The 23,686-nt window shown below is 39.6% G+C and carries 19 protein-coding genes; 17 read left to right on the forward strand and 2 right to left on the reverse strand.

All coding sequences use genetic code 11. The features are described 5' to 3' along the window. The first annotated feature begins 79 nt into the window (after positions 1–79). Positions 80–2,584 carry a prolyl oligopeptidase family serine peptidase gene (locus tag MTN96_RS04970; RefSeq protein WP_248530868.1) on the forward strand — a complete coding sequence of 835 codons (2,505 nt, stop codon included), beginning with the start codon at positions 80–82 and terminating at the stop codon, positions 2,582–2,584. A gap of 78 nt (positions 2,585–2,662) precedes the next feature. Here MTN96_RS04970 and rrtA read toward each other — a convergent pair whose 3' ends face one another. After that, entirely contained in the window at positions 2,663–3,247 is a 585-nt protein-coding gene (gene rrtA, locus MTN96_RS04975; RefSeq protein WP_248530869.1) for a rhombosortase, read from the reverse strand. 97 nt (positions 3,248–3,344) lie between these two features. Here rrtA and ggt point away from each other — a divergent pair, with 97 nt between their 5' ends. From ggt to MTN96_RS04990, 3 genes are all read left to right on the forward strand, one after another. After that, positions 3,345–5,123: a gamma-glutamyltransferase gene (gene ggt, locus MTN96_RS04980; RefSeq protein WP_248530870.1), complete on the forward strand. Its 1,779-nt coding sequence runs from the start codon at positions 3,345–3,347 to the stop codon at positions 5,121–5,123. Between the two features lie 142 nt (positions 5,124–5,265). After that, entirely contained in the window at positions 5,266–6,960 is a 1,695-nt protein-coding gene (locus MTN96_RS04985; RefSeq protein ID WP_004586602.1) for an NAD-dependent malic enzyme, read from the forward strand. Between the two features lie 152 nt (positions 6,961–7,112). Continuing rightward, on the forward strand, positions 7,113–7,841 hold the full coding sequence (locus tag MTN96_RS04990; protein ID WP_004586601.1) for an SIMPL domain-containing protein: 729 nt from the start codon (positions 7,113–7,115) through the stop codon (positions 7,839–7,841). Here the strand turns inward: MTN96_RS04990 and MTN96_RS04995 are convergent. Further along, the gene (locus MTN96_RS04995) at positions 7,831–9,189 is read right to left on the reverse strand and encodes a DUF2254 domain-containing protein (protein ID WP_004586600.1); all 1,359 of its coding nucleotides are present in this window, start codon (positions 9,187–9,189) and stop codon (positions 7,831–7,833) included. The genes MTN96_RS04990 and MTN96_RS04995 overlap by 11 nt on opposite strands. A 118-nt stretch (positions 9,190–9,307) precedes the next feature. Between MTN96_RS04995 and MTN96_RS05000 the strand changes: the two genes are divergently transcribed. The 13 genes from MTN96_RS05000 (at position 9,308) to MTN96_RS05060 (ending at position 23,514) form a co-directional block, all read left to right on the forward strand. Next, positions 9,308–9,682: an MAPEG family protein gene (locus MTN96_RS05000; protein WP_248530871.1), complete on the forward strand. Its 375-nt coding sequence runs from the start codon at positions 9,308–9,310 to the stop codon at positions 9,680–9,682. 11 nt (positions 9,683–9,693) lie between these two features. Next, positions 9,694–10,323, forward strand: a complete 630-nt coding sequence (locus tag MTN96_RS05005; protein WP_248530872.1) for a sulfotransferase — start codon at positions 9,694–9,696, stop codon at positions 10,321–10,323. A 75-nt stretch (positions 10,324–10,398) separates the two neighbouring features. After that, the gene (locus tag MTN96_RS05010; protein ID WP_248530873.1) at positions 10,399–10,971 is read left to right on the forward strand and encodes a tRNA-(ms[2]io[6]A)-hydroxylase; all 573 of its coding nucleotides are present in this window, start codon (positions 10,399–10,401) and stop codon (positions 10,969–10,971) included. Between the two features lie 183 nt (positions 10,972–11,154). Next, a complete protein-coding gene (locus MTN96_RS05015) occupies positions 11,155–13,074 on the forward strand; it encodes a pilus assembly protein N-terminal domain-containing protein (RefSeq protein WP_248530874.1) in 1,920 nt (639 codons plus the stop codon). After that, positions 13,071–13,748 (forward strand): lipopolysaccharide assembly protein LapB, encoded by a 678-nt coding sequence (locus MTN96_RS05020; RefSeq protein ID WP_248530875.1) that lies wholly within the window; start codon positions 13,071–13,073, stop codon positions 13,746–13,748. Before MTN96_RS05015 ends, MTN96_RS05020 begins: the two co-directional genes overlap by 4 nt. Positions 13,749–14,143: 395 nt before the next feature. Then, entirely contained in the window at positions 14,144–14,533 is a 390-nt protein-coding gene (locus MTN96_RS05025; RefSeq protein ID WP_024033620.1) for a hypothetical protein, read from the forward strand. A gap of 64 nt (positions 14,534–14,597) precedes the next feature. Then, positions 14,598–15,365: a hypothetical protein gene (locus tag MTN96_RS05030; protein ID WP_248530876.1), complete on the forward strand. Its 768-nt coding sequence runs from the start codon at positions 14,598–14,600 to the stop codon at positions 15,363–15,365. A 6-nt stretch (positions 15,366–15,371) separates the two neighbouring features. Beyond that, complete coding sequence (locus tag MTN96_RS05035; protein WP_248530877.1) at positions 15,372–16,670, forward strand: CpaF family protein; 1,299 nt, start codon at positions 15,372–15,374, stop codon at positions 16,668–16,670. Next, positions 16,663–17,538, forward strand: a complete 876-nt coding sequence (locus tag MTN96_RS05040) for a type II secretion system F family protein (RefSeq protein WP_248530878.1) — start codon at positions 16,663–16,665, stop codon at positions 17,536–17,538. The genes MTN96_RS05035 and MTN96_RS05040 overlap by 8 nt, the downstream gene beginning before the upstream one ends. Continuing rightward, a complete protein-coding gene (locus MTN96_RS05045) occupies positions 17,535–18,350 on the forward strand; it encodes a type II secretion system F family protein (RefSeq protein ID WP_248530879.1) in 816 nt (271 codons plus the stop codon). Before MTN96_RS05040 ends, MTN96_RS05045 begins: the two co-directional genes overlap by 4 nt. Positions 18,351–18,359: 9 nt before the next feature. Continuing rightward, entirely contained in the window at positions 18,360–19,523 is a 1,164-nt protein-coding gene (locus MTN96_RS05050; protein WP_096041750.1) for a hypothetical protein, read from the forward strand. Continuing rightward, positions 19,520–22,351 carry a response regulator gene (locus MTN96_RS05055; RefSeq protein WP_248530880.1) on the forward strand — a complete coding sequence of 944 codons (2,832 nt, stop codon included), beginning with the start codon at positions 19,520–19,522 and terminating at the stop codon, positions 22,349–22,351. The genes MTN96_RS05050 and MTN96_RS05055 overlap by 4 nt, the downstream gene beginning before the upstream one ends. Positions 22,352–22,689: 338 nt before the next feature. Further along, on the forward strand, positions 22,690–23,514 hold the full coding sequence (locus MTN96_RS05060) for an alpha/beta fold hydrolase (RefSeq protein ID WP_248530881.1): 825 nt from the start codon (positions 22,690–22,692) through the stop codon (positions 23,512–23,514). Positions 23,515–23,686 lie beyond the last annotated feature (172 nt).

The raw sequence follows: 23,686 nt of genomic DNA on the forward strand, positions 1-23,686 counted from the left end.
TATTTATCTTAAAAAATTGCAATAACTCAAGTGCTTCTGCTTAAATACGGCTCAATTATAATAACCGTATAGAAGCACTATGATTTTTAACCTATCGTCATCAAAAACATTAGTAGCGCTTGCTGTAACCTCTAGCATTATGCTTGCAGGTTGTAGTGCTACCGCCAATACCTCTTCATCACAGCAAAGCGCTTTACCAGCAACTCCCGTTGCTGCGGTTGTAAACACACCTGCTGATGCTGGCTCGCAAAATATTACGCTAGAACAAGCCATGGCAAACCCTGATTGGATAGGTAACCAGCCTAAAAATGCGTACTGGGCAAGTGATTCAGCCACCATTATTTATGCTCAAAAGCAGCAAGGCAGTAACCTAAACGATATTTATAGCCAGCCAATTAACAGCAAAAAAGCGATGCAAGTATCACTTGATAAACTGCATACTGTAGGTGCTTCTAAAGCGGTTTATTCATCAGATAGAACACTTCAAGCTTATACCTTTAAAGGCAATGTATTTGTTAAAAACCTAACAACGGGTGAACTTAAACAAATAACAGCCACCTCAGCTAATGAGTCTAAACCACAGTTTTTAAACAATGGCGATTTAGTTTACCGCCAAGGTAATGTGTTTTTTAAAGTTGATTTAAAAACAGGGCTAAGTACAGAGCTTGCTAACTTAAAATTGGCCGATGAGCCAAAAGGCTTACAAGAGCCAACTAGTTACATAGCAAAAGAGCAGCATAAACTGATTGAGTTTGTAGCGCTGCAACATAAAAACAAACAGGATACACAAACACGCAATGAGCAAATAAACGCGCAAAATAGCTCCATTGCTAACACCGCTTTTTATTTAGGTGATGGCAATGTAATTAAAGAAGCGCAACTATCGCCAAACGGTGATGCTTTAATTGTTGTGCTGCAAAAGCAGCAATCGTGGCGTGATAAAGGCGATATTATGCCTAACTATATCACCGATGATGCCACTATTGAGCCTAAAAAAGTGCGTCGTCGTGTGGCTGATGCAAAAGAGCAAACATCATCTGTGATACACATTAACCTTGTAGATAAAACACAAACGCCACTGAGCTTTGATACGCTACCGGGCTTTGATGAAGATGTTTTAGCCGAGGTTAAAAAAGAAAACTACGCGCGTGATGGTAAAACGTATAAATCTAAAAAAGCGCCACGCGGTATTAACTTAATTACTAATTGGGGTTTAAACCAAGCTCCCATAGTGTGGAACGATGACGGCACGCAAGTTGCCATTATGCTAGAGGCGTGGGATAACAAAGACCGCTGGATAGCCACAATCGACTTTGATAAAAACGAGCTTGTGTCGCAGCACCGCCTGCATGATGATGCTTGGATAGCTTACGCGTTTAACAATTTTGGCTGGTTACATAATTCAAACACCCTGTATTACTTATCAGAAGAGTCGGGCTATAGTCAGCTTTACAAAAAACCGCTTAACGGCAAAGCAACCGCTTTAACTAGTGGCCAGTTTGAAGTATCGGACATTACGTTAACTCATGATAATAGCGCTATTTATTACAAGGCAAACGTAGAACACCCAGGCCTTTACGAAATTTACCGTGTTAACCCACAAACAGGTAAAAACGAGCAAGTGACTGACCTGAACGGTATGACCGACTACACGTTAAGCCCAGACGAAAGTAAATTACTGCTTAAGCACTCTAAAATAACAATGCCAACAGAGCTTTTTGTTGCCGATGCTAAAGCTAACACCACGGCTACACAGCTCACCCATACGGTGTCGGATGAATTTTTAGCTAAAAAGCTCACCGCACCTAAAATAGTTGCCGTGCCCTCTAGCCACACAGAGCAACCTATTTATGCCAAGGTGTATTACCCAAGTGACTATGTAGAAGGTGAAACAGGCAAAACCCGTAAAGCGGTTATTTTTAACCACGGAGCAGGGTACTTACAAAACTCACACATGGGTTGGTCTGTGTATTTTCGTGAGTTTATGTTTCATTCATTACTTGCCGATGAAGGTTACATAGTGATGGATATGGATTACCGCGCTTCTAAAGGTTATGGCCGCGATTGGCGTACTGCGATTTATCGCCAAATGGGTACACCTGAAACGCAAGATTTAGCAGATGGCGTTAAATGGATGGCGCAAAACGCAAATGTTGATACCAACGCAGTAGGCACATACGGTGGCTCATACGGCGGGTTTATGACCTTTATGGCGCTATTTACTGCCCCTGAGCTATTTCAATCGGGGGCAGCACTTCGTCCAGTAACCGATTGGGCGCATTACAACACCGCTTACACGGCTAATATTTTGAATCACCCAGATGTAGATCCCATCGCGTATGAGCGCAGCTCGCCAATTTATTACGCAGAGGGCTTAAACAAGCGCTTATTAATTAACGCGCCTATGGTTGACGATAACGTGTTTTTTCAAGACTCAGTACGTTTAGTACAGCGATTAATTGAACTTGAAAAGCAAAACTTTGAAACAGCTATCTTCCCGGTAGAGCCGCATGGCTTTGTACAGCCGTCAAGCTGGTTAGATGAATACCGCCGTATTCATAAATTATTTAAAGAAACACTTTAATCTTAAATTTAAAAATTAAAGTGTAAAAACAAAAGCGCCGCGTTAACTAACGCGGCGTTTTTATTAATATTGAAAAGCTTAATCGCTATTTTTTAAGTATTTAATTGCTAAAGGTATGCCAAGCAATGTGCCGCCCACCGCGCCAATTAAGTGCGCATCAATGGCAACGGTTGAATCAATTAATTGGCCAATACTGGCATCGGGGCCGTTTACTTGCTCCATTATTATTTTTATCCACACACCTATAAATAATAAATAACCCGATTTAAGCGACAGGGTAATGTCTTTTACCGCTCCCCAAATAATGACACCATGCAATAGGGCGCTTAACCCCGTGTATATAGATATAGCAGGGCAAAACCATAATACGCCGAGCCCACACCACAGTGCTAAAAAACACACATTAAAGGCATAACGCGCAGGCGATGTGTATTCGCCATGCAGTAACCAAATTAAAAATATGCCTAATGCGTTTAATCCTAAATGCGCCCAGTTAGCGTGTACAAATTGACTGGTAAACACTCGCCAAACTTCGCCGTTTTCAATGAACGCTCGGTTAAATTCAAGTAAATTATTTAAATCAAATGCAGCAAAAACAATACTAAAAAGCATCAAAAATAATGGCGGAAGTAAATAACGAGGTTGTAGCGGTAAATTAAGCATTTTATTATGTTTTTTTAGTCAAAATTTTTGCATATTGTGCCCGTTTAACTTTAAGATGCCAAATACAACTACGTAATTAAGTGTTTTTAGTATTTTTATGCATTTTAAACTTAAGTCATTATTTACTATTGGTTTGTTTGCAGTAACGCTGCCAACAATAGCAAAAGAACCTGCAAAATTAGAAATTCGCGAGCCAGAAGCCACCACCTCAATTGTACAAAAACAATTAGTAACTGGTGATCAATACATGGTGGCCGCGGCCAACCCGTATGCCTCACAAGCTGGACAACAGATTTTAGCTAAAGGCGGAAGCGCGGTAGATGCGGCAATTGCAACGCAATTAGTGCTTACCTTAGTTGAGCCACAATCATCGGGCATTGGTGGTGGTACATTTATGATGTACTACAACAAAGCCGATAACCTACTTACAAGCTTTGATGGCCGAGAAACCGCGCCACAAAATGCAGACGAAAACCTGTTTTTAGATAAACACGGTAAAGCCGTTAAGTGGATTGAAGCGGTTGTTGGCGGTCGCTCTGTGGGTGTGCCTGGTATTTTGCATGCCTTTGCAACTGCGCATCAACAATACGGTAAACTTGCGTGGAGCGAGTTATTTAAACCCGCTATTAAACTTGCCGAGCAGGGCTTTGAGGTGTCGCCACGTTTACACGGTTTATTGGCACGCCAATTAAACCCAGGTGTAATGAGTATGCCGGTGATTAACGAGTACTTTTACCCTAATGGCGAATTAATTAAAGCCGGTACGATTAAAAAAAATCAACCCTTAGCTAATTTATACAAAGACATTGCTAAACAAGGCATTGATGCATTTTATAAAGGCGATAACGCTAAGCAAATGGTAAACGCAGTGCAAAATTCAAAAATTGCACCGGGTACATTAAGCGAATCAGACCTGGCTAATTACAAAAGCAAGCAACGCGACGCAGTATGTATTAAATACCGTGCTTATAATGTGTGCTCTATGGCACCACCGAGCAGTGGTGGTGTAGCGGTTTTACAAATTTTAGGCTTGCTTGAACACAAAGACATGAGCGCGCTTAAACCTAATAGCGAAGAGGCAATTCATTACTTTAGCCAAGCCTCACGCATAGCATTTGCCGATCGCAATATGTACATGGGCGACCCTGATTTTACACAAGTGCCTACCAAAGAGCTGTTAAATAAAAAGTACATTGCATCGCGCGCCAAGCTTATTACTGAGCAAGACACAAAAGCAGTAGCAGGTAATCCGGTAGGCTATTTAAGCTACGCAAAAGATGATTCTTTTGAACTGCCATCAACATCACACGTATCCATTGTAGATAGCTTTGGTAATGCCGTATCAATGACCAGTTCAATTGAAATGGCATTTGGCTCTACTGTGATGGTTAATGGCTTTATTTTAAATAACCAATTAACCGATTTTGCGCTTTCGCCACGCATTGACGGCAAATTAGTAGCCAACCGCGTTGAGTCGGGCAAACGCCCACGTAGCTCTATGTCGCCAGTAATGGTGTTTAACAACGACGGCAGCTTACGCTTAGTGGTTGGCTCGCCAGGTGGCAGCCGTATCATTGATTACGTAGCGCAAGTGGTTATTGGTGTACTGGATTGGAACTTATCGGCGCAAGAGGCGATTAACCTGCCAAGAACCACCAATCGTAACGATTACACGAGCCTTGAAAAAGGCACCGCGCTTGAAGCCATAGCCCCACAATTAACTAAACGCGGCCATGCTGTACGCGTACTTGATTTAAACTCTGGCTTACATGCCGTAGAGGTTAAAAACAATAAATTGTATGGCGGTGCTGATCCGCGCCGTGAAGGGGTTGCTTTGTCGGATTTAACTGACAAAAACGCCACTATCAAATTTTAATTTATGTATAATAGCCATGCAGGCAGTGAAGCCTGCATGTGTTTTCTCTCAATGGTCTGACAAGCTTAATTGTCATTGCAATTTAACCTTTTACAATGATAATGGCAGATCATAACTTAAGACTCCGTTAAAGCCTGGAAATATGACAACTAATACTGATCCTAACTACCTTTATATTCCTTACTCTGGCCCTGGCCTAATTGAAACTCCGCTTTTAAATAAAGGCAGCGCGTTTAGTAAAAAAGAACGCGAAAACTTTAATCTTGCGGGTTTGCTTCCTCCACGTTTTGAAACAATTGAAGAGCAGGTTGAGCGTTGTTATCAGCAGTATTCAAGCTTTAACGATAACTTAAACAAGCATATTTACTTGCGTGCCATTCAAGATAACAACGAAACACTTTACTACCGTTTAGTGCGTGATCATCTTGAAGAAATGATGCCAATTATTTACACGCCAACGGTTGGTGATGCCTGTGAAAAATTCTCAGATATTTACCGCAGTGCGCGTGGCTTATTTATTTCGTACGAAGATCGCTATCAAATTGACGACATTCTACGTAACGCCACCAAAGGCAAAGTAAAAGTAATTGTTGTTACCGATGGCGAACGTATTTTAGGCCTAGGCGATCAGGGTATTGGTGGTATGGGTATTCCTATTGGTAAGTTATCACTTTACACAGCGTGTGGTGGTATTAGCCCAGCGTACACATTACCTGTAATGCTTGATGTAGGTACTAACAACGAAAAACTTCTTAATGACCCTATGTACATGGGCGCGCGTCACAAGCGTATTGCGCAAGATGAATACGATGAGTTTTTAGACTTGTTCATTAAAGCGGTTAAACGTCGCTGGCCAAATGTATTACTGCAGTTTGAAGATTTTGCACAGCCAAACGCTATGCCATTACTTAAACGCTACCGTAACGAAATTTGTAGCTTTAACGATGACATTCAAGGTACAGCAGCGGTAACTGTAGGCTCTTTATTAGCTGCGTGTCGTGTTAAAGGCTCAACCCTTAGCGAGCAAAAAGTGGTATTTGTTGGCGCAGGCTCAGCCGGTTGTGGTATTGCTGAGCAAATTATTAGCCAAATGGTGTTTGAAGGTATTAGCGAAGCACAAGCGCGCAGCCAAGTATTTATGGTTGACCGTTTTGGCCTACTCACTGAAGGCATGGAAGGCTTACGCGATTTCCAACAAGCTCTAGCGCAACCACAAGCTGCATTAAGCGAGTGGACTTACAGCGGCGAATACGCTTCATTATTAGATGTAATGCACTGTGCAGCACCTGATATTTTAATTGGTGTATCGGGTCAACCGGGCTTATTTACCGAGCAAGTTATCCGCGCTATGCACTCTGGCTGTGAACAACCGATTATTTTCCCATTAAGTAATCCATCTAAGCAGGTTGAAGCACACCCAGCTGATGTTATTAAATGGACTGAAGGTAAAGCACTTGTAGCAACGGGTAGCCCATTTGAGCCAGTAGAATTTAATGGTGAAGTGTTCCCAATTCCACAATGTAATAACAGTTATATTTTCCCAGGTATTGGGCTAGGTGTAATTGCAGCAAAAGCAACACGCATTACCGATGCAATGCTGAGTATGTCGAGCGAAATGCTTGCTGAGTCATCACCACGTGCAAATACCGGTAAAGGCAGCTTATTACCTGCACTGACTGAAATTGAAACGTTAAGTAAGCGTATTGCATTTGCAGTGGCTAAAAAAGCAATTGAAGAGGGCGTAGCTCTTGAGATTAGCGACGATGCACTGTGGGCTGCTATTGATAGAAATTACTGGTTACCTAAATACCGTAACTACAAACGTTGTAGCATTTAATTACGCTGAGTAACGTAAAGTAAATAAGGCTGTACGTTGCGTTACAGCCAATTACAAAAAACAGGCAATTGCCTGTTTTTTTGTGCTTGTTCATTTATTGTTAACCACGTAGGCTCTTTAATGGTGACAACAAAAATACAATGGATAATGCAATGAAAACACACATTCTTTTATTAAGTAGCGCAATTGCCTTAAGTACCTTAAGTGTTGATGCGCATGCAAACTCAACACCTAACGCTCCTCATATTTATGTTAAAGGTGAAGCAACCGTAACCACTATGCCTGATTACGTACAATTAAGCGTAGGCATTGTAGAAATAGATAAAGACCTAATTGATGCTAAAAACAAGGCCGATAAAACCATGGCTAAAGCGATCAAATTAGTAAAAGAGCTTGGCATTAAAGACGGTAATATTAATGCAGGGCATATTTCTATAAATCGCGAAAGCCAATACAACAGAAGCTCTGGCGAGCAAGAGTTTAAAGGCTTTAGAGTGTCGCGCACGTTAAGCGTTAAACTCTCGCAAATCGAAAAATATCCTCAGCTGTTACAAAACCTAGTAAATAACGGCATTAACCAAATAAACCAAACGCAATTTTTAGCGAGTAACTATGAAGAGCTGCACAAACAGGCGCAAAAATTGGCCATTCAAGATGCCCGTAAAGCCGCTAAAGAACTAAGTGCCGATTACGGCGTTGAGCTTAAAGGGTTATATACGGCATCGCTAAGCCCGATGAACGTACCTGCGCAGCCTTATGCACGCTCAGAAAAAACAATGATGGTAGCAGATAGCGCACCCGGTAATTTTGTTCCTGATGCGTATCATGCTGGAGAAATTAAAGTAACAGCGTCTAGCTATGCGGTTTACTTTATTGACTAGTGTGCTGGCAGGTAAAACGAGCCACTAGTTTATCCCCTTGTGGCTTGCTAATGCGGGCAATCGCGTTAAGCATGTTGGTGATTTCTTGTCTGTCGTATTCGTTACTTACATGCTCGTTTATGTCATCTACAATGGCATTTAAGTAATTAAATAGGCTGTTTCGGGCTGCATCATTGCCATGCGCCACAAACAATATATTTTTAAATGCCTCTAAAACGTTCGTCATTACATACGCATCGCCTTTTGCGTAATTACGCAGTGGCGTAAAGTTATCGTGCAGTAACTCATCAAAACTGGTTTCGTGTATAAAGAGTAACGGGGCGTTGTCGCTGTGTTTAAACGAATAGTTTGTATCGTTAAGCGACAGGCGCTCAATTAACAAAATACTCAGCATATCTATCGATTTAACCGCTGTACCGGGATCGTTAATACCTGGGCTCATTGCTTTAACGGCAATTTCTGAAATTTGCGTTAATCCATAACGGTAATGATCGCTAATGTACTCTTCTATATAAAAAATAAAGCAGTCTAAAATTTTAGCGATAAGTTCTTCGTTGTTAGAAATGTCTTTATCGCATTTTAAAAACGGATAGCCTTTAACGGTAAAGTAACCTTGGTTTACCGAGATATACACCCGAATATTTTCCTCGGCTAATATGGCGCATAACTTATCTGTATGCACCCCTTTGTAATAACCCTCGGTGGTGCTATTAACTGAGTGCCATTGTGTAAAATCAGGAAAGTCAGTGAACGGTTTTTCTGATTGCCTATCAACAATGGCTTTAATTTCGCGTTTAGTTTGGCTAAATAAACCGTTAAGTACATTATCTACTTGAATGGCTTTAGATATTGAATGAATAAAAAATACAAACAAGCCAAGCGATACTAAGCCAAACACCAATGACAGCAGCACCCCAAGCGATGGAATAGCGGTATCGCCACCTTCAAGCTTATTAATATTAATGAGCATAATAATTGAGTAAATTATGCTGCCTAAATAAAAGCCCAATACCATTTGATGCGACTTACGGGTAATAAGCCCAGGTACAACCCGCGGAGATAAACTGGCGCTGGCCGAATTTAAAACTACCATCACCATAGAAAAACTAAACACCGTAAGCGATATAATACTGCCTGCTAGGGTGCTTAAAATGGTGCGGGCATTTTCGGCGCTATCTACGAGCACAACAGATATAAACGCCTTGAGCTGCTCTACAGGTGCTATGTATTCAAGCGACATGGTAATTACAGCAAAAAGTAAAAAACCAACCGAAAGTACAGAAGGGTAAAAGCCAATGCTGTTGATCATTTCACGATAGCGGTCGGCTACTTTGCGAGGGACAAACATAAATTCCTTTCATTGCGTTATAAAATTCAACTAATACACACTGTAGCATAGTTACTAAGTAAACTTATGATTGTGCAAAACTATGTTATTATTGCCAAAAATAAAACAGGACAACACCGTGATAGTTTCTACGTATGCTGCGCTTTTAGCGTTTTATTATATTTACTTAAGTTTCAATGTGATCAAAGTGCGCCGCAGCGAGCAAGTGTCGCTTGGCGATAACGGCAACCCTAAATTACAACGTGCTGTGCGTTCCCATGCTAATTTTATGGAATACGTACCCTTTGCGATTATTTTGCTTTTTTTAGCCGAATACCAAGGCCTTGCCAGCCATTATTGTAATATTTTAGGTGGCGCATTATTAATAGGGCGCGTTTTTCACAATTTAGGCATTGTTGAAAACAACCTTAAGTATCGCCAAATTGGTACCATTGCCACCTTTTTAGTGATGGTTATTAGTGCCTTTTTGTTGCTTGTAACACGCAATAGTTAGTAATAGCTGTTATGAGTAAAATATTTATAATAGGGCTTCCGCGTACAGGCACCACCAGTGTATGCCACGCTTTTTTAGAGTTTGGCATTGCCACGGCGCACACTGCGTACACCTCGTATTGTTTTGAAAACGCCACAGCCATAGCCGATACCCCAGCATTTAATGACTACCGAGCATTAGATAGCCATTACCCCGGCGCTAAATTTATATATTTAGCGCGCGAAAAAACACCCTGGATTGCCTCAATTAGGCAATTGCTGCTGCGAATGCATACTAATTTAACGCGCCCAGACGGTGGTTTTAATATTCATATAAAGCGCTGTTACTTAACGACCTTTACTGACTTGTCGATTGATAATATTAACCAAGATGATTATTTAACAAAGTGCTACAACAAACATTTAGCCAACGCGCGTGAGTATTTTAAGCACCGCAGTAACGACTACTTAGAAATTGATATAGCAAAGCCACAAAGTTTTGCCCAGCTTACTGCGTTTTTGGGCATTAAAAGCGAGCTTACAGACTTTGAAAAAATGAACATAGGCGGCAAAGTGACCGCATGGAACGATATTAAACACCCGTTAAAAATTGACTCAACAGCAAAAGGGCGCATAGATAAGCATTTACCTTATATGCGTTAATTTTGCTCTGCGCTGCAAGATTTTTACTATTAAATACGCTAAAATCCCCGCATTATTTTTTAAGTAGTACAAAAAATGTTTGAATTAAAATACAACACCCCCTTTGAATGGACCGAAGCGGTTTTAGCCGACTTTAATACGTTTTTACAAGACCACGCTGCCGCTGAAAAAAAGGCATCGGGCATGGCTATTTCTATGCTGTCTCATTACCCAGACAAACGTAAACTGGTAAAAGCCATGACCGATTTAGCGCTTGAGGAGTTAATACACTTTAAACAAGTGCTTAAACTGCTTATTGAACGCGATACTAATTTAGGCGATGACAAAAAAGATCCATACATAAAACAAATACGCGCTTTATTTAGACATGGCCGTGATGGATTTTTAATGGATAGATTACTGGTTGGCGGCGTTATTGAAGCCCGCGGCCACGAACGCTTTTCATTGGTTGCCCAAGCATTACCAGAGGGTAAAGAAAAAGACTTTTATGTGGCGATTGCTAAATCAGAAGAAAAACATAAAAACTTATTTGTAGAGTTAGCGTACGAATACTTTGATAAAGAAGAAGTTGATATCCGTTTAGAAGAGCTACTAGTCGCTGAAGCTGAAATTTGTAAAAACATTCCTTTTACTGCTGCACTGCATTAATACTTTTGGCACAAAGCACTGCTTTGTGCCTTCTCTCCTAACTTCATTTGCATTTTGCAAATCAAAATACTAAAGCCGCCTGTGCTCATATCTCCAATCATTTTAATTTATTGAATTTAAAGCTAAATATTTGCTGGTCTTAAACTTGCTCTGTTAAACCAACGCATACTTGAGGACGCGCATATGTTTAAAGCCATTATTTTTGTAATACTTTTTTTACCGTGCTGTGTATACGCCAAGCAAAGCAATTTAAATTACATAGAAAACGCCAATGGCGATAGAGTAAAAAAAGTATCCCACTTAGTTAAGTGGACCCATACTCGCTTTGTATTTAACCGCGATATAGCACGTGTTGCGCTAGGCCACGAAACCACACTCGATGTAAACGTAGTAAACGGACGCGAGCTATTGATTTTAGCTAAAAAGTTGGGCCGCACCTCTATGATGGTGTGGTATGACGACAACACATCAGAAACATTTTTACTGGGCGTGACCGAAGACTACAGTGTGCTTGAAAATGCCCTTAACGATATTCATCCTAACTTAGCGCTCACCATCGCACCTGATAGACACGCGGTAGTACTACGCGGCGAAGTACCTACGCTTAATTATCGTCATGCAGCCCACGAAGCGGCAAAAAACTATTTATATGCTAGTAGCTCGCAATCGGCGCAACCTGTTATAACCTCTGCGCCTAACCAAGGAATGTTTAATTCTTTAGCCCAGCGTTTACAGGGCATGGGTAATTTAAACAATGGCTTAGCACAAAGCTCAAGTAAAGTAGCGATTATTAACCTTATTAAAGTTACGCAAGCGCCAAAGCCTAAGGAAGCGCGCATAGCGCAGGTGTTAAAATCGATGGGGGCTGACAAAGTAACTGTACAACGTATTTCGGTTGATGAGTTATCAAACGATGATAACGATGTGTTTATGCTCAGCGGCACAGTTAAAAATCAAATTGAACTGGTGCGTTTGTTAAATACCATCAATAAATTATTTGAACCAGAGCAAGCAAGCCAAGCACCCACATCGGCACTAGATCCAAACGGGCTTATCAGTAGTGCAACGCAAAACGAAACAAGCTCTATTGAAGTACTCGCAAATGAGTCTGGCGGGTTATTAAATGGCGATTCAGGCCTGACTTTAAGCAATGTAAATTCAAACGTAGCGCGGGCAACTTTGCTTTCGGTGGCTAAAGGTAAAGTGCTATCAAGCATTGAAGTAGAAGACTTACCTCAAGTGAGGGTGTCGGTGCAGCTTTATGAAGTTAATCAGCGCCGCTTAAAGCAATGGCGTCCAGATATTAGTGTGCTTTCGAATGGGTATAACAACGAGCAAGGCTTATTTGGCCTAGAAGGCATGAATGCCCGTGAGTCTGGCTCAGCATCAATAGAAAACGCACTGCAATTAATTGGCGGACAATTAACAAATAACTTGCAGTTATCAACCTCGCAATTTGCAATTGATATGTTGTTTTCTTTGCTAGAGCAAGAGGGAATTTCAAGAACGCTTTCGCGACCTACACTTACCGTACTTGCAGGCGAAAGCGCGGTATTTAAAGTAGGCGGCGAAGTGCCAGTACCTACAAGCTACAGCCCATCAGGCGTTACCAGCGGGCAACAAGGTAATAGCGGTTCAGTATTTAGCGGTACTGAGTTTAAATCGTTCGGCGTTGAGCTTAATGTTCGTGCTTTAGTGGATGACAAAGACCGCATAACCCTTGATTTAAATCCGGTTATTTCATTGCCAGACACCACACTCACAGCAGAAATAGCACAAAGCACCGGCAGCAGTTTAAACAGCAGTGCATTTAATACGCGCAGTATGCAAACATCTACCCGTTTACAAGACGGGCAACCTTTAATTATTGGCGGATTAATTAGTACAGATAACAACGCCAGTCACGACTTTGTACCTGATGCAAACGGCGAGAGCCTGTTTGGTAAATTAAGCGAAACAACTAGTAAAAGCGAAAACAATCGCGAGTTGATTATTGTGGTTACCCCTAATTTAGTCCGCGAGCCGGTTAATAATTTACGTGTGTGGCAAAGAGTTGATTTAGATAGCCAAATGGCCAGTTTTATACAGGAGCAAGGGTTATGAAAGTAATATATATCATTATTTTACTGAGTATATCGGGCTGCGCACATATAGATTATGCGCCCAGTGTAAACCCACATACTGCACTAAGTGAAATTGTTACTAAGTATGTATTAAACAGCAGTGCTTTAACTTGTGAAGGGGTAAGCGCGGTTAATTGTTTAGCCTTAGTGCATGAGCTTAATCAGTTAATGCTTGAGCACCCAAACAATAAGGTTATTTTATCTGTATCAGCTTATGCGCTTTATAAAAGCGGACGAGCTAATCAGGCGCAATCGGTAATAAACAAGCTTCTTAATTTACCTAATCCGCCTTTAAACGCGCTATCTTTAGGTATTAACTTGGCTATTGAGCAAGGCAATTTAGCCAAAGCTAAACAAATTGCCCAATACGCTATTGATGAATTTGGTACTGAGGCTTCACCGTATTTACAAATGGCGTCTATTTATTATGCGCAAGGGCATTATGTTATTGCAGCTAACTATTTAGAGCTTGCCTATAAATTTGGCACGCATAAAAGCCATTATTACTATCACAAAGGGCTAATAGCTGAGGCGACACCTGATAACGCATTGGCGTGTCATTATTATAATGAGGCAATAGGTTTTGATGCGCAGCACAGCCAAGCCACAGCGCGCTACGCGAAACTTTCGGTACTTGGTAATTGTAAAAGTTAAGGCCGCAAGGCCTTTTTATTTTATTAAACTGCGCACTCCTTAGTTAAACCCGCTCATAAAAAGTAAAAATAACGTACCTACCTAAACAATTAAAATAGCCTTACTCGGCGTTGTTTAAACCTATCTCGCTTTGTGAATAATCCCAACTAATTGCTCGTCTCTCTTACTTTTAAAAGCTTTGTATAAATGAGTTAACAGCTTGCCTTTTAATTAATCTCTGCTTGCGTTTTAACGCACTTTAATAATGATTTGCAAAATGCGAATCATAACAAGGATAAGCAAAGCATATTTTAAATAATAAAATTAAACTAATGATTTTTAAAGATTTAATTAATGGCACGGTCCTCGCTATATATAAAGTGGGCATAAGCTCTAACACATTTAAGGTGATCATTATGAAAACTATGAAAAGCAACTTAAACGGTAAAAAACAACAAGGCTTTGTACTTACTTCTGAGCTAATTATTCTTTCAACTTCTATGGTGGCAGCGCTGGTAATTGGTTTATCAACCTTACGAGACTCTGTAACCAGCGAGCTTGAAGATGTAGCAGAAGCAATTGGCTCGTTAGATCAAAGCTATGTATTTGATGGCATGATCAACGCCGAAGGCACTGCAGAAATTTCAGGCTCTGGCTATGTTGATGCAGTAGATGTTTACGCAGGTGATGGTAGCTCGTTTACTTTTGTTGCCTCTGACTTTAGTGAAAGTGCTGCACTTATTAATGCAACGCCAAGTGGCGATGCTGCAACACGTACAGCAGCAGGTGGTTCACAAGGTAATTAAAATTATAACTACCTAAATCACACTGCCACAACCGTGTGGCAGTGAAATTTGTCAGGAGGAAATTATGAAAAGTAAAAATAATAAAGGGGCGACTACCGCTGCACTCACCTTACTTATCACCTCTGGCATGTTGGCCTCAGCGCTTGGCATCAGACAAGTAAACGAACAAGACTTAGTTACTGCCTGGGTGGTAAATAAAAATATGTCGGCGGGGCAAGTAGTGAGTGTGCACGACATTGCCCAAAAAGATGTAAACCCCAGTAACTATGCAAATATGGCGCTAAGTATACAAAATCCCCGCGCCTTTATTGGTAAGCAATTAGCCACTAATAAAATGGGTGAACAACCACTATTTGAAACAGATTTTATGCAGGTTAAAAGCCAAAATTTATCAGAGGCGATCCCCGCAGGCAGAGTGCTTTATACATTAAAATTAACCACTTTAGATATTCCATTATCGCGGGTTCACAAAGGCGACCGCTTAGATATTGTTGCTAAAACAAACCGGCTTGTAAGAACCGTTGCGCGCGATGTGCAGCTTATTGGCATTTCAAAAGGTCCTGGCAGTAAAGCGCAAAAAAATGGCGTGATGGACAGCCTAGCAAAAAAAGATCCGGCAACCAGCGCGGGTGTGTCATTAGTGTTGGCTGTACTTCCTAAAGATGTGTATTCGTTAGCCGCAATTGATACCCAAGATAAGGTATCGATAATTGTGCACAGCGCTTATGACATTGAACAAGGGCGCTTACAAAATTTCTCCCAATTACAAACTAGCCGAACAATTCAAGTGGTTAAAGGCGTTAAAAACCAAGCTGTTTATGTAGCTAAGTGAGGCGCTATGTTTAATTTATCAAGTAAACCTGAGTCTGTAGAAACCAATTTAAATACCTTTGAATCACTTAAAAAAATTCTCCACGATGCGGTAATTGAAGAATACGAGCAAGACCCAAGTGCTTTACTGAATGATGCGCTGCTCGAAAAAATATCCGCCCTTTGCAGTGATATTGACGAATTTGCACAATCATCATTTAACAGCCATCAACAAGCTCAAGTAGTACAAGCCGTTTACGACGAAATACAAGGCTTAGGGCCAATAGCGCAATTTATGCTGGATGACCAAGTAAGCGATATTTTAATTAACGATACGCAAAATATTTGGATAGATAAGCAAGGTAAATTGCTATGTACAGCCAGTAAGTTTGACGATGAACGTCACTTACGTCGTTTTGTTGATAGATTACTTGATAGTTGCGCTCGACAAGTTAACGCACTGACTCCCATTGTAGATGGCAAACTAAAAGATGGCAGCAGGGTACATATTGTAGTGCCACCGGCATGCACCAGTGCTGCTATTGTTTCGATTAGAAAATTTAACCACAAAAAAATTAACGATGATTTTTTAATCGAAAATAAGTTTTTAAGCAAAAACTGCCTCACTTTTTTAAAAACCGCGGTGGCCTTAGGGGTTAATGTTTTAGTGTGTGGAAATGCCGGCGCAGGCAAAACCACTTTGTTAAATGTACTGGCTAATTCAATAAATACCAACGAGCGGGTAGTAACTATAGAAGAAAGTGCAGAGCTAAATTTGCACCATAATCATGTTGTGCAGTTAGAGGCGCACGACACCAACAGCGATGGAAAAGGCGCCGTTACCCTGCGTGATTTAGTAAAAGCGGCACTAAGAATGCGCGCCGATAGAATACTTGTAGGCGAAGTACGCGCAGGTGAAGTAATAGACATGCTGCAAGCCATGAACTGCGGCCACCAAGGCTCAATGACCACCGTACATGCTAATAGTGCAAGCGATGCGGTAACCCGATTATCAACGCTAGTGCAATTACATAACGCGCAGCTAAGCGATACCCACACCAGCGCATTAATCGCATCAAGCATTCAGTTAATTGTGCATGTTTCTCGAAATACAAACGGTGTAAGAACCCTAAAAAGTATTGGCGAAATAAAGCGTGTAGACGCACGTGCGCAATACTCTGCGCTGTATAGCGTAAGTGATACCGAGCAAGTAAATGATAAGGCAATTAGTACCTCAAGCGTGGTGAGCTTTATGCAAAGCCAAGGTGCCAACGCAAACGAAATAGGTGCATTACTGCAACCGGCCAGGGAGCGTAATTATGAATAAGCTTGATTACTTACTGGCCATAGCAAGTGTTATGTCATTTACTTTAGCACTGAGTGTTTTTATAACACTAAAAGTAAAAACACACGCTGCAAATACTAAGCACGAGGTTGATGTACTTGAAGAAAAAGACATTATCACAGTGTCACTGCGGGTACTTGGGATTAACATCAGTAATGCTTTATTTATAAGCGTTGCTTGCTCGCTTGCCACCAGTACTTGGTATGTTGCACAGTACTTTTATCCTCAAGCAACTACAAGTGCATTAATCGTTTCTTTGGTTGTATTTATAACCTGCTTTATTGTGATTATTGATTTAGCGCACTATAAATTAGCCAAGTTTGAGCACTTATTTTTAGAGTACATAGAAACCGTACAATCGTGTTTAAGTACTGGGCTTTCACTTGTTCAGGCTATGCAATTTGCCGACGAACACGCTGATAAATACATTAAACCGCAAAGTCATTTATTACTGCAGCGCTTAAGTATGGGCAGTGATATACAAAGCTCGTTTGCCCCTTTGATTAAACGCTACAACTGCGAAACCGTCCGGTTATTTGCACATAGCATAATTACTCATACACAAAGCCAGTGTGATTTAACTGACATGCTTAAAAGTGTATGCAAAATGATGTCGTTAAGAACGCTAGATCGCCAGCAGCTCAAAGCTAAGCTTTCTGGTACTAAATACGCTGCGCTGTTTAGTGGCGTTTTACCCTACGCTTTAGTGCCTTTATTTAATTACACCGATCCAACCTGGTTCGATCCGCTGTTAAATAACCCCAATGGCATGGCCTTTATTACCGTTGCTGTGCTTTGCCAGTTATTTGGCTTTTTATGGCTTCGCCTAAGCTTGAGGGTAACGCTATGATAGACCTATTTTTATTTGTTGGCTTATTGGTAAGTATGGGTGCATTTATCCATATTCAAAAGCAGTCATTAAAGGCTGAGGTTCAGCAACCTATCAAAACCAATATAAATTGGTATCCATTAATTGTTATTTCAAAAAGCCAATTTAGACAAGCAGGGTATCAGTTAAATAAAATTTTATTGAGCATGTACTGCTTTAAAATGGCCGCCACATTTTGTGCTTATACTGCCATAGAGATCACTGGTTATGTATTAAGTACACCGCTTGTAGCCATTATCTGTTTTATTAGCTTTTTTGCGCCTGATATGTGGTTTTTATTTAAAAAAGGCCAGCGTAAAGTACAAATAAACAATAGCTTAGAGTTTTTTTTAAGTGTGCTGTTAGTGTATATGCGCGCTGGCTTTTCGCTAGAGCGCGCATTTGCTTTAGCGGTTGATCACGGGTTAAGTAAAAAACACCCTTTATATAAAGAGCTTAAACTATTTTTGTTTGAGCTCAGTGCCGGTAAAGACCGCGAAACAGCCTTTAATTCGTTATATGACAGAACAGGGGTGTCGGGTTTAAAAAAATTAGCTAATTTAATGCTTATTGGCTCTAAGCTTGGCACCCCGTTAATACAGGCGGTTGAGTCACAATTAGAAAGCTTTGCGCTTAAAAAAAATATTTTATTAGCTAAAAAAGTAAATAAAAAAGCATTGCATACCACCTTTCCCATTATCTTAATTTGTTTTCCTATGTTTTTAGTACTGGTGTTTTTTCCTGCGTCGCTGCAGGTAATGAATGTACTAAAAATGCTGGTTGAAGTGCTATAGGAGCGCTCTATGAATAAACAATACCAACAGGGCTACATACTCACTATTGAGCTGATTTTAATTATTACCATTTTAATTATTGGCTCAATTGGTGGTGTTATTTTAGTGCGCGATGCACTTATTAAGCGCTATCACACAAAAGTAGATAACCAAATAACAGTGGTTGATGCTAATAACACCCCTTTAGGTATCGCCATTGGGTTTGATGAGCACCAAGCGCCTTTAATTTTTTACACAGACCGCCAAGCAAATGCAACATATCGCGCTTTAATTGGGATACGCGATGACAGGTTCACCTCACGAGAAGCCATTTATTACGATGCGCCTAATTGCCAAGGCAACCCGTGTATAAAAAGTTTAAGTGATGAGTTTTCAGATAGTTTAGGAGTTAGTAACACCGCTAATAGTGGCAATGTAAGTTATATCAATGCGCTACAGCAAGGCCCTAATTATGCCATTGGGCAATTAAGTAACTCCGTAATGGGGCAATTACTAAAAAGTACAGCATTAGCGTGCCCCGCAACAGGTGACGAAATTGTATCGCGCTATATGTCTCAAAAGGTAGTTACTGGTAACCCATGCGAAAGCTTTTCAATTGCTAAACAACAAGCCGATAGTAGTTGTTTGGTTGGTGTAACTGCACTTGGTAATCCGTTATTAGGCATAGACAGTCAGCAATTATCGCAGTCGTGCAATAGTTGCCAAACAGGGTATGAGCCGCAAGGCGATATTCTTGATTTATATTTGCCACAAGTTGAAGTGTTATTAGGAACCGCGCTTGATGCACTGTCGCTCATAGGTGTTGCAAGCAGTGTAGATGTAGAGCTAGGCAGTATTTGCTGCCCACAAGGTACGCAACTAGAAGAAGATGAAAATATAGTAGAAACACTGGTATTTACTATTTTAGAAACAACTTTTGAGCTGCTAGGTATCGATTTAATAAATAACGACATAATTATTCAAACGCTGGCCCTTATTGGCATAGAGCCTGGCGTAACTTACTGCGAGGCTTCGCTCAATTTAACCTCGGCAGAGCCGGTGTTAAATGCACAAGGCGAACCTGCTTTAAATAACTTACTTCCGCCATTTAGAGTAAAACTTCCATCACATACAAGTGCTAACAGCACGCGTTGGATTTCTACACCGCCGAAAGGTGAAGGAGTGCGCCCATGAACAGTTCATATGCAAATAATATAAATGAATTTAACAATACACAAATAGATGAAATAAAACAAGAAATAACCGAAACGCTGACCCTAATGAAGCAGTTTTATGATGTTTCTATTGTTAAGTTCGTTGATTATAATGCCTTGTATACGCAACAAATTATTAGCTGCGATGACCCATACAAAGCCGACAGTGAATTAAATAGCTTGGCACAAACGTGCACACAAGAAAAACTCTACATAATTGAAGACACCTTATTTGACCCACTAACAAAAGGGCGCTCCCAACAGGTACGCTTTTACTCTCAATACCCCATTTATAATTTAGATAACAGCTTAATTGGCGTACTGATCATTGCCGATATTTCGCCTAAAACACTTATAGGCTCTCAAAAAGAACAATTTGTATCTTTTGCGCAATTACTGCAAACCCAGCTTAATAAGCATTTTACCCCAACTAAGACAGTTAAACCGAGTGAGACAAAATCACTAAATCGATTTGTTCACTTATTTAGCTTAGCGCCGGTGGCCTTTTTAATTGCGTTGGTTATTTGCTCGTTCTCGGCTTTGCTTTTATATACGTTAGATAAAAAAGACAAAAAAAGTGCCTATGCCATACAAACTCAGCAGTTAAGGCAAACGCTGTTTGATGCATTAGAGCGCTTTGACAACCAAGCACTTTATATTACTCAAAAAGATAAAATAGTCGCAGGCTTTTTAAAAAGCCAACAAAGTTATACTCAGCAACAATTAAGTGATTTAGTAAAAACGCAGGTATCAAGCAGTTTAACGTATAAAGGTTTTGTTGTATTTGATAATGACTATAAACAACTTGCCATATGGTCTAAAAACAACTTTGATTTAGCAGCTTATGGCTTTACTAATTGGCTAAACGCCTTTTCAATGCGGGCAAATAAACAATCAGTAGAGGTATTTACTGTAGCCGATACAGCGTTTTTAATTTCAGAAATAAACATGGGTAATAGCGCTATTTATACACTCACAGCCTTTGATTTAAGTAAGTTTTTAAATGCCATTATAGGTAAGCTAAATACGCAAAATTATAATTTATTTATATCAACCCCTCAGTTTATATTAGGAAGTAGGGGGGAGCTAAATGTTAAAACTATCCCTAACAGCATAAGCGCAGCAAGTAGCCGTTTTCCTGCTACGTGGCGCTTGCATGTGCAACCCATTAAACCGATAACGCCTGCTAATGTATCTAGGTTCGACTTATTTAAACTGGCATTAATTAGCTTAGCTATATTTGCATTTGTTTATTATTTTTTACGTTTACCAAGGCGCTTACATGACGAAATTAAACAAAAAAATACCCTTATACTTAATAGAGAATCGTTGTTTTCAAGCTCGCTTGATGCACTTCCGCATGGCTTTGCCATTTTTAATAGTAACGAATTTCCGGTAATAACTAATCAGGCATTTAACGAATTGTTTTCTCATGTTATTCAAAACAATAAGCAATTAAGTTACAGCCAAATAATGAGTATTTCTCAACAAAATAATATTATTACCCATTATAAAGAGCATAATAAATTAGCTAATGAACATAGCCAATTAATAGATATAGGATTTAGCGATGGCCGCTGGATCACCGTTGTGCAAAGGCATACCGACTTTGGTGGCTTTGTTTGTTACTTTAGAGATGAAACACAAGCGCATCAAAAAGAGTTATTACTTGCCCAAGTAGTAGAAAAATCTAAGCAAGCTAACCAGCTCAAAGATAAATTTGTAGCACGCTTAGCAATGCAATTAAAAGCCCCACTTAGTTCACTGCAATCTATAGTAGAGCTTAATTATAAAAACAGTAAAGCCAATTTTAGCAATGAGTTAGAAAATGCATGCACACAGTTAAGTTGTGTTGTGCAGCAGTTGGTTAATATAAATAAAACCGATACCGGTAAATTAAAGCTTAAAATGAGCGCTATTAATTTAGCTGACTTACTTAAAAATACAGCTGATATTCTTAATAAAGACTCTGATGATAAAAATATAATTATTAATAACAATGTGCCCATAGATAAAGGCATAAGCAGTGATGAAAAACTGATTATGCAATTAATTATTCAGCTGGCTAGTGAGCTTATAGAAAGTACACATCAAGGTAAATTGTCGTTAAATTCTGAGCTAATTAACGAGCAAGGTAAACATTATTTGTCGCTGGGTTTTTCTATAAATAACTTAGCAAATCAGGGGAGTTTTTATAGTCAGTTACAAATGGTATGCAAACAACAGTCTTTTGAAAGTGATATTAATTTTGATGCTACATTAGAGCTGCGGTTTTTTCTCTCAATTTTTAAAATGCTCGGCGGTAAAAATATTACTGTGCACGAGCGCGGTAAAACAACATCTATTAATTTATCGTTATTAGTTAACACGGTAGAATTGTTACCCGTAAGTGCAAACAAGCAAGAACCTATTACTGAAACTACAACGCATACAGAATTTAACAACACCAAATCGTTGTTATTAGTTGATGATGAACCGCTCGTAGAAATGGTTATTAAAGCCATGTTGAAAGATGAAAACGTAGCAATAGATTATGCAAGCAATGCAATAGAAGCTATGTTGATGGTGTCGCAAAATAATTACGATATTATTTTAATGGATATTGTTATGCCAGAACTCTCGGGCACTGACGCGATGCTTAAAATAAAAAAACATAACGCAGACAAGCAGACTAAAATTATTGCCCACACTTCAGATTCTGACACAAATAGTAATGCTAAGTATGTTGAGCTTGGGTTTGACGACATGCTTGAAAAACCAGTAAAGCAGCAAGTATTAATTAATAAAATTAAGCTTTTGCTAAGCTAGTCCAAATTAAACAATATAAAACTGTAAAATACACAGGGCCTATTATTTTTAATAGGCCCAAACTGGCAGTAATTATTTCATGTAGCTGCTACTTTATTTCATAATTTTAAAAATGAAGGTTATTTTATAACTCTTTATTTTTTACTCTTTTCGCTTAACTCAAAATAAATCCTACTTACTATTAATAGCCACAGACCGCGTTTTAAAGCGCTCTCAGGTTTTTGTAATTATTTAAACCTCAAAAAAATTATTTAAAAAACAAGCTGGGATGATAATTGCTCATCACTATACATACACAGGTTTAGGCTAAATTTTAAATATTGATGAGGATATTAAGTATGAGTAAAACACAAACCATTACCGTAGAAGGCCACAAAATTGCGTATCAAGAAATGGGCGAGGGCACACCTCTACTATTATTACATGGTATTCCGACTAACAAATCGCTATGGCGAAATATTATGCCGACACTGAGTGAGCAACATCGTGTTATTGCACCTGATTTACTCAATTACGGTGAATCGGATATGCCAAAAAATACCGATGTATCAATTAATGCCCAATGCAAAATAATCAGTCAATTTATGGATGAGCTAGGTATTGCTAAAGCAAACGTCGCCTCTCATGATATAGGTGGCGGAATAGCACAACTCATGGCGGTAAATTACCCAGAAAAAGTAAACAGCTTAATATTAATTGATAGTGTTTGCTTTGATTCTTGGCCAATACCCGAGTTTGAACCTTTGCTTGAGCCTGGTGTAGAGCAAGAAACATCGGTTGATGAGTTTGTTGATACGCTAAATGAATTTATGCCAAAAGGTGTATACGATAAAAGCATAATGACCGATGAGCTGAAAAAACAGTATTTAAAGCAATGGAGTAATGAGCAAGGTAAAGCAGCGTTATTTAATAATATGCGCCGACTTAATAAAGAGTACACACAAGCAATTGCCGGTGAGCTTAAAAGCTTAAAGCATGAAACCCTCATTTTATGGGGTGATGAAGATAACTTTCAAAAACCTAAATATGCACCTCAGTTAGCTCAAACCTTACCAAATGCAACACTAACTTGGATAGAAAAAGCAGGGCACTGGGTTATAGATGAAAAACCAGAACGAGTAACTTCGTTAATGGGTGAATTTTTGGCTGATAAAAAGTTTTAAAACACCTTAGTTTTAAAGGCCTAGTTAGCCACTTTGGCTAACATGTATATAAAACCATGCCGTTTGAGCTGTATTAATTTTTATATAATTAGTTACTCAAACGGCTTTTTGTTTTCATCTATTTTTTAGTATTAAACCATTTAAGTATAAACCGCTATTAATAGCTCAATAT

Source organism: Pseudoalteromonas sp. 2CM28B, from assembly GCF_023161935.1.

Bases quoted from the DNA above. Each gene is read 5' to 3' on its own strand.
- rrtA (WP_248530869.1), bottom strand. From the start codon at position 3,247: ATGCTTAATTTACCGCTACAACCTCGTTATTTACTTCCGCCATTATTT.
- MTN96_RS05020 (WP_248530875.1), top strand. From the start codon at position 13,071: ATGAAAGTAATATATATCATTATTTTACTGAGTATATCGGGCTGCGCA.
- MTN96_RS05005 (WP_248530872.1), top strand. From the start codon at position 9,694: ATGAGTAAAATATTTATAATAGGGCTTCCGCGTACAGGCACCACCAGT.
- MTN96_RS04995 (WP_004586600.1), bottom strand. From the start codon at position 9,189: ATGTTTGTCCCTCGCAAAGTAGCCGACCGCTATCGTGAAATGATCAAC.
- MTN96_RS04985 (WP_004586602.1), top strand. From the start codon at position 5,266: ATGACAACTAATACTGATCCTAACTACCTTTATATTCCTTACTCTGGC.
- MTN96_RS05045 (WP_248530879.1), top strand. From the start codon at position 17,535: ATGATAGACCTATTTTTATTTGTTGGCTTATTGGTAAGTATGGGTGCA.
- MTN96_RS05035 (WP_248530877.1), top strand. From the start codon at position 15,372: ATGTTTAATTTATCAAGTAAACCTGAGTCTGTAGAAACCAATTTAAAT.
- MTN96_RS05015 (WP_248530874.1), top strand. From the start codon at position 11,155: ATGTTTAAAGCCATTATTTTTGTAATACTTTTTTTACCGTGCTGTGTA.
- MTN96_RS05030 (WP_248530876.1), top strand. From the start codon at position 14,598: ATGAAAAGTAAAAATAATAAAGGGGCGACTACCGCTGCACTCACCTTA.
- MTN96_RS05040 (WP_248530878.1), top strand. From the start codon at position 16,663: ATGAATAAGCTTGATTACTTACTGGCCATAGCAAGTGTTATGTCATTT.
- MTN96_RS04970 (WP_248530868.1), top strand. From the start codon at position 80: ATGATTTTTAACCTATCGTCATCAAAAACATTAGTAGCGCTTGCTGTA.
- MTN96_RS05050 (WP_096041750.1), top strand. From the start codon at position 18,360: ATGAATAAACAATACCAACAGGGCTACATACTCACTATTGAGCTGATT.
- MTN96_RS04990 (WP_004586601.1), top strand. From the start codon at position 7,113: ATGAAAACACACATTCTTTTATTAAGTAGCGCAATTGCCTTAAGTACC.
- MTN96_RS05060 (WP_248530881.1), top strand. From the start codon at position 22,690: ATGAGTAAAACACAAACCATTACCGTAGAAGGCCACAAAATTGCGTAT.
- ggt (WP_248530870.1), top strand. From the start codon at position 3,345: ATGCATTTTAAACTTAAGTCATTATTTACTATTGGTTTGTTTGCAGTA.
- MTN96_RS05025 (WP_024033620.1), top strand. From the start codon at position 14,144: ATGAAAACTATGAAAAGCAACTTAAACGGTAAAAAACAACAAGGCTTT.
- MTN96_RS05010 (WP_248530873.1), top strand. From the start codon at position 10,399: ATGTTTGAATTAAAATACAACACCCCCTTTGAATGGACCGAAGCGGTT.
- MTN96_RS05055 (WP_248530880.1), top strand. From the start codon at position 19,520: ATGAACAGTTCATATGCAAATAATATAAATGAATTTAACAATACACAA.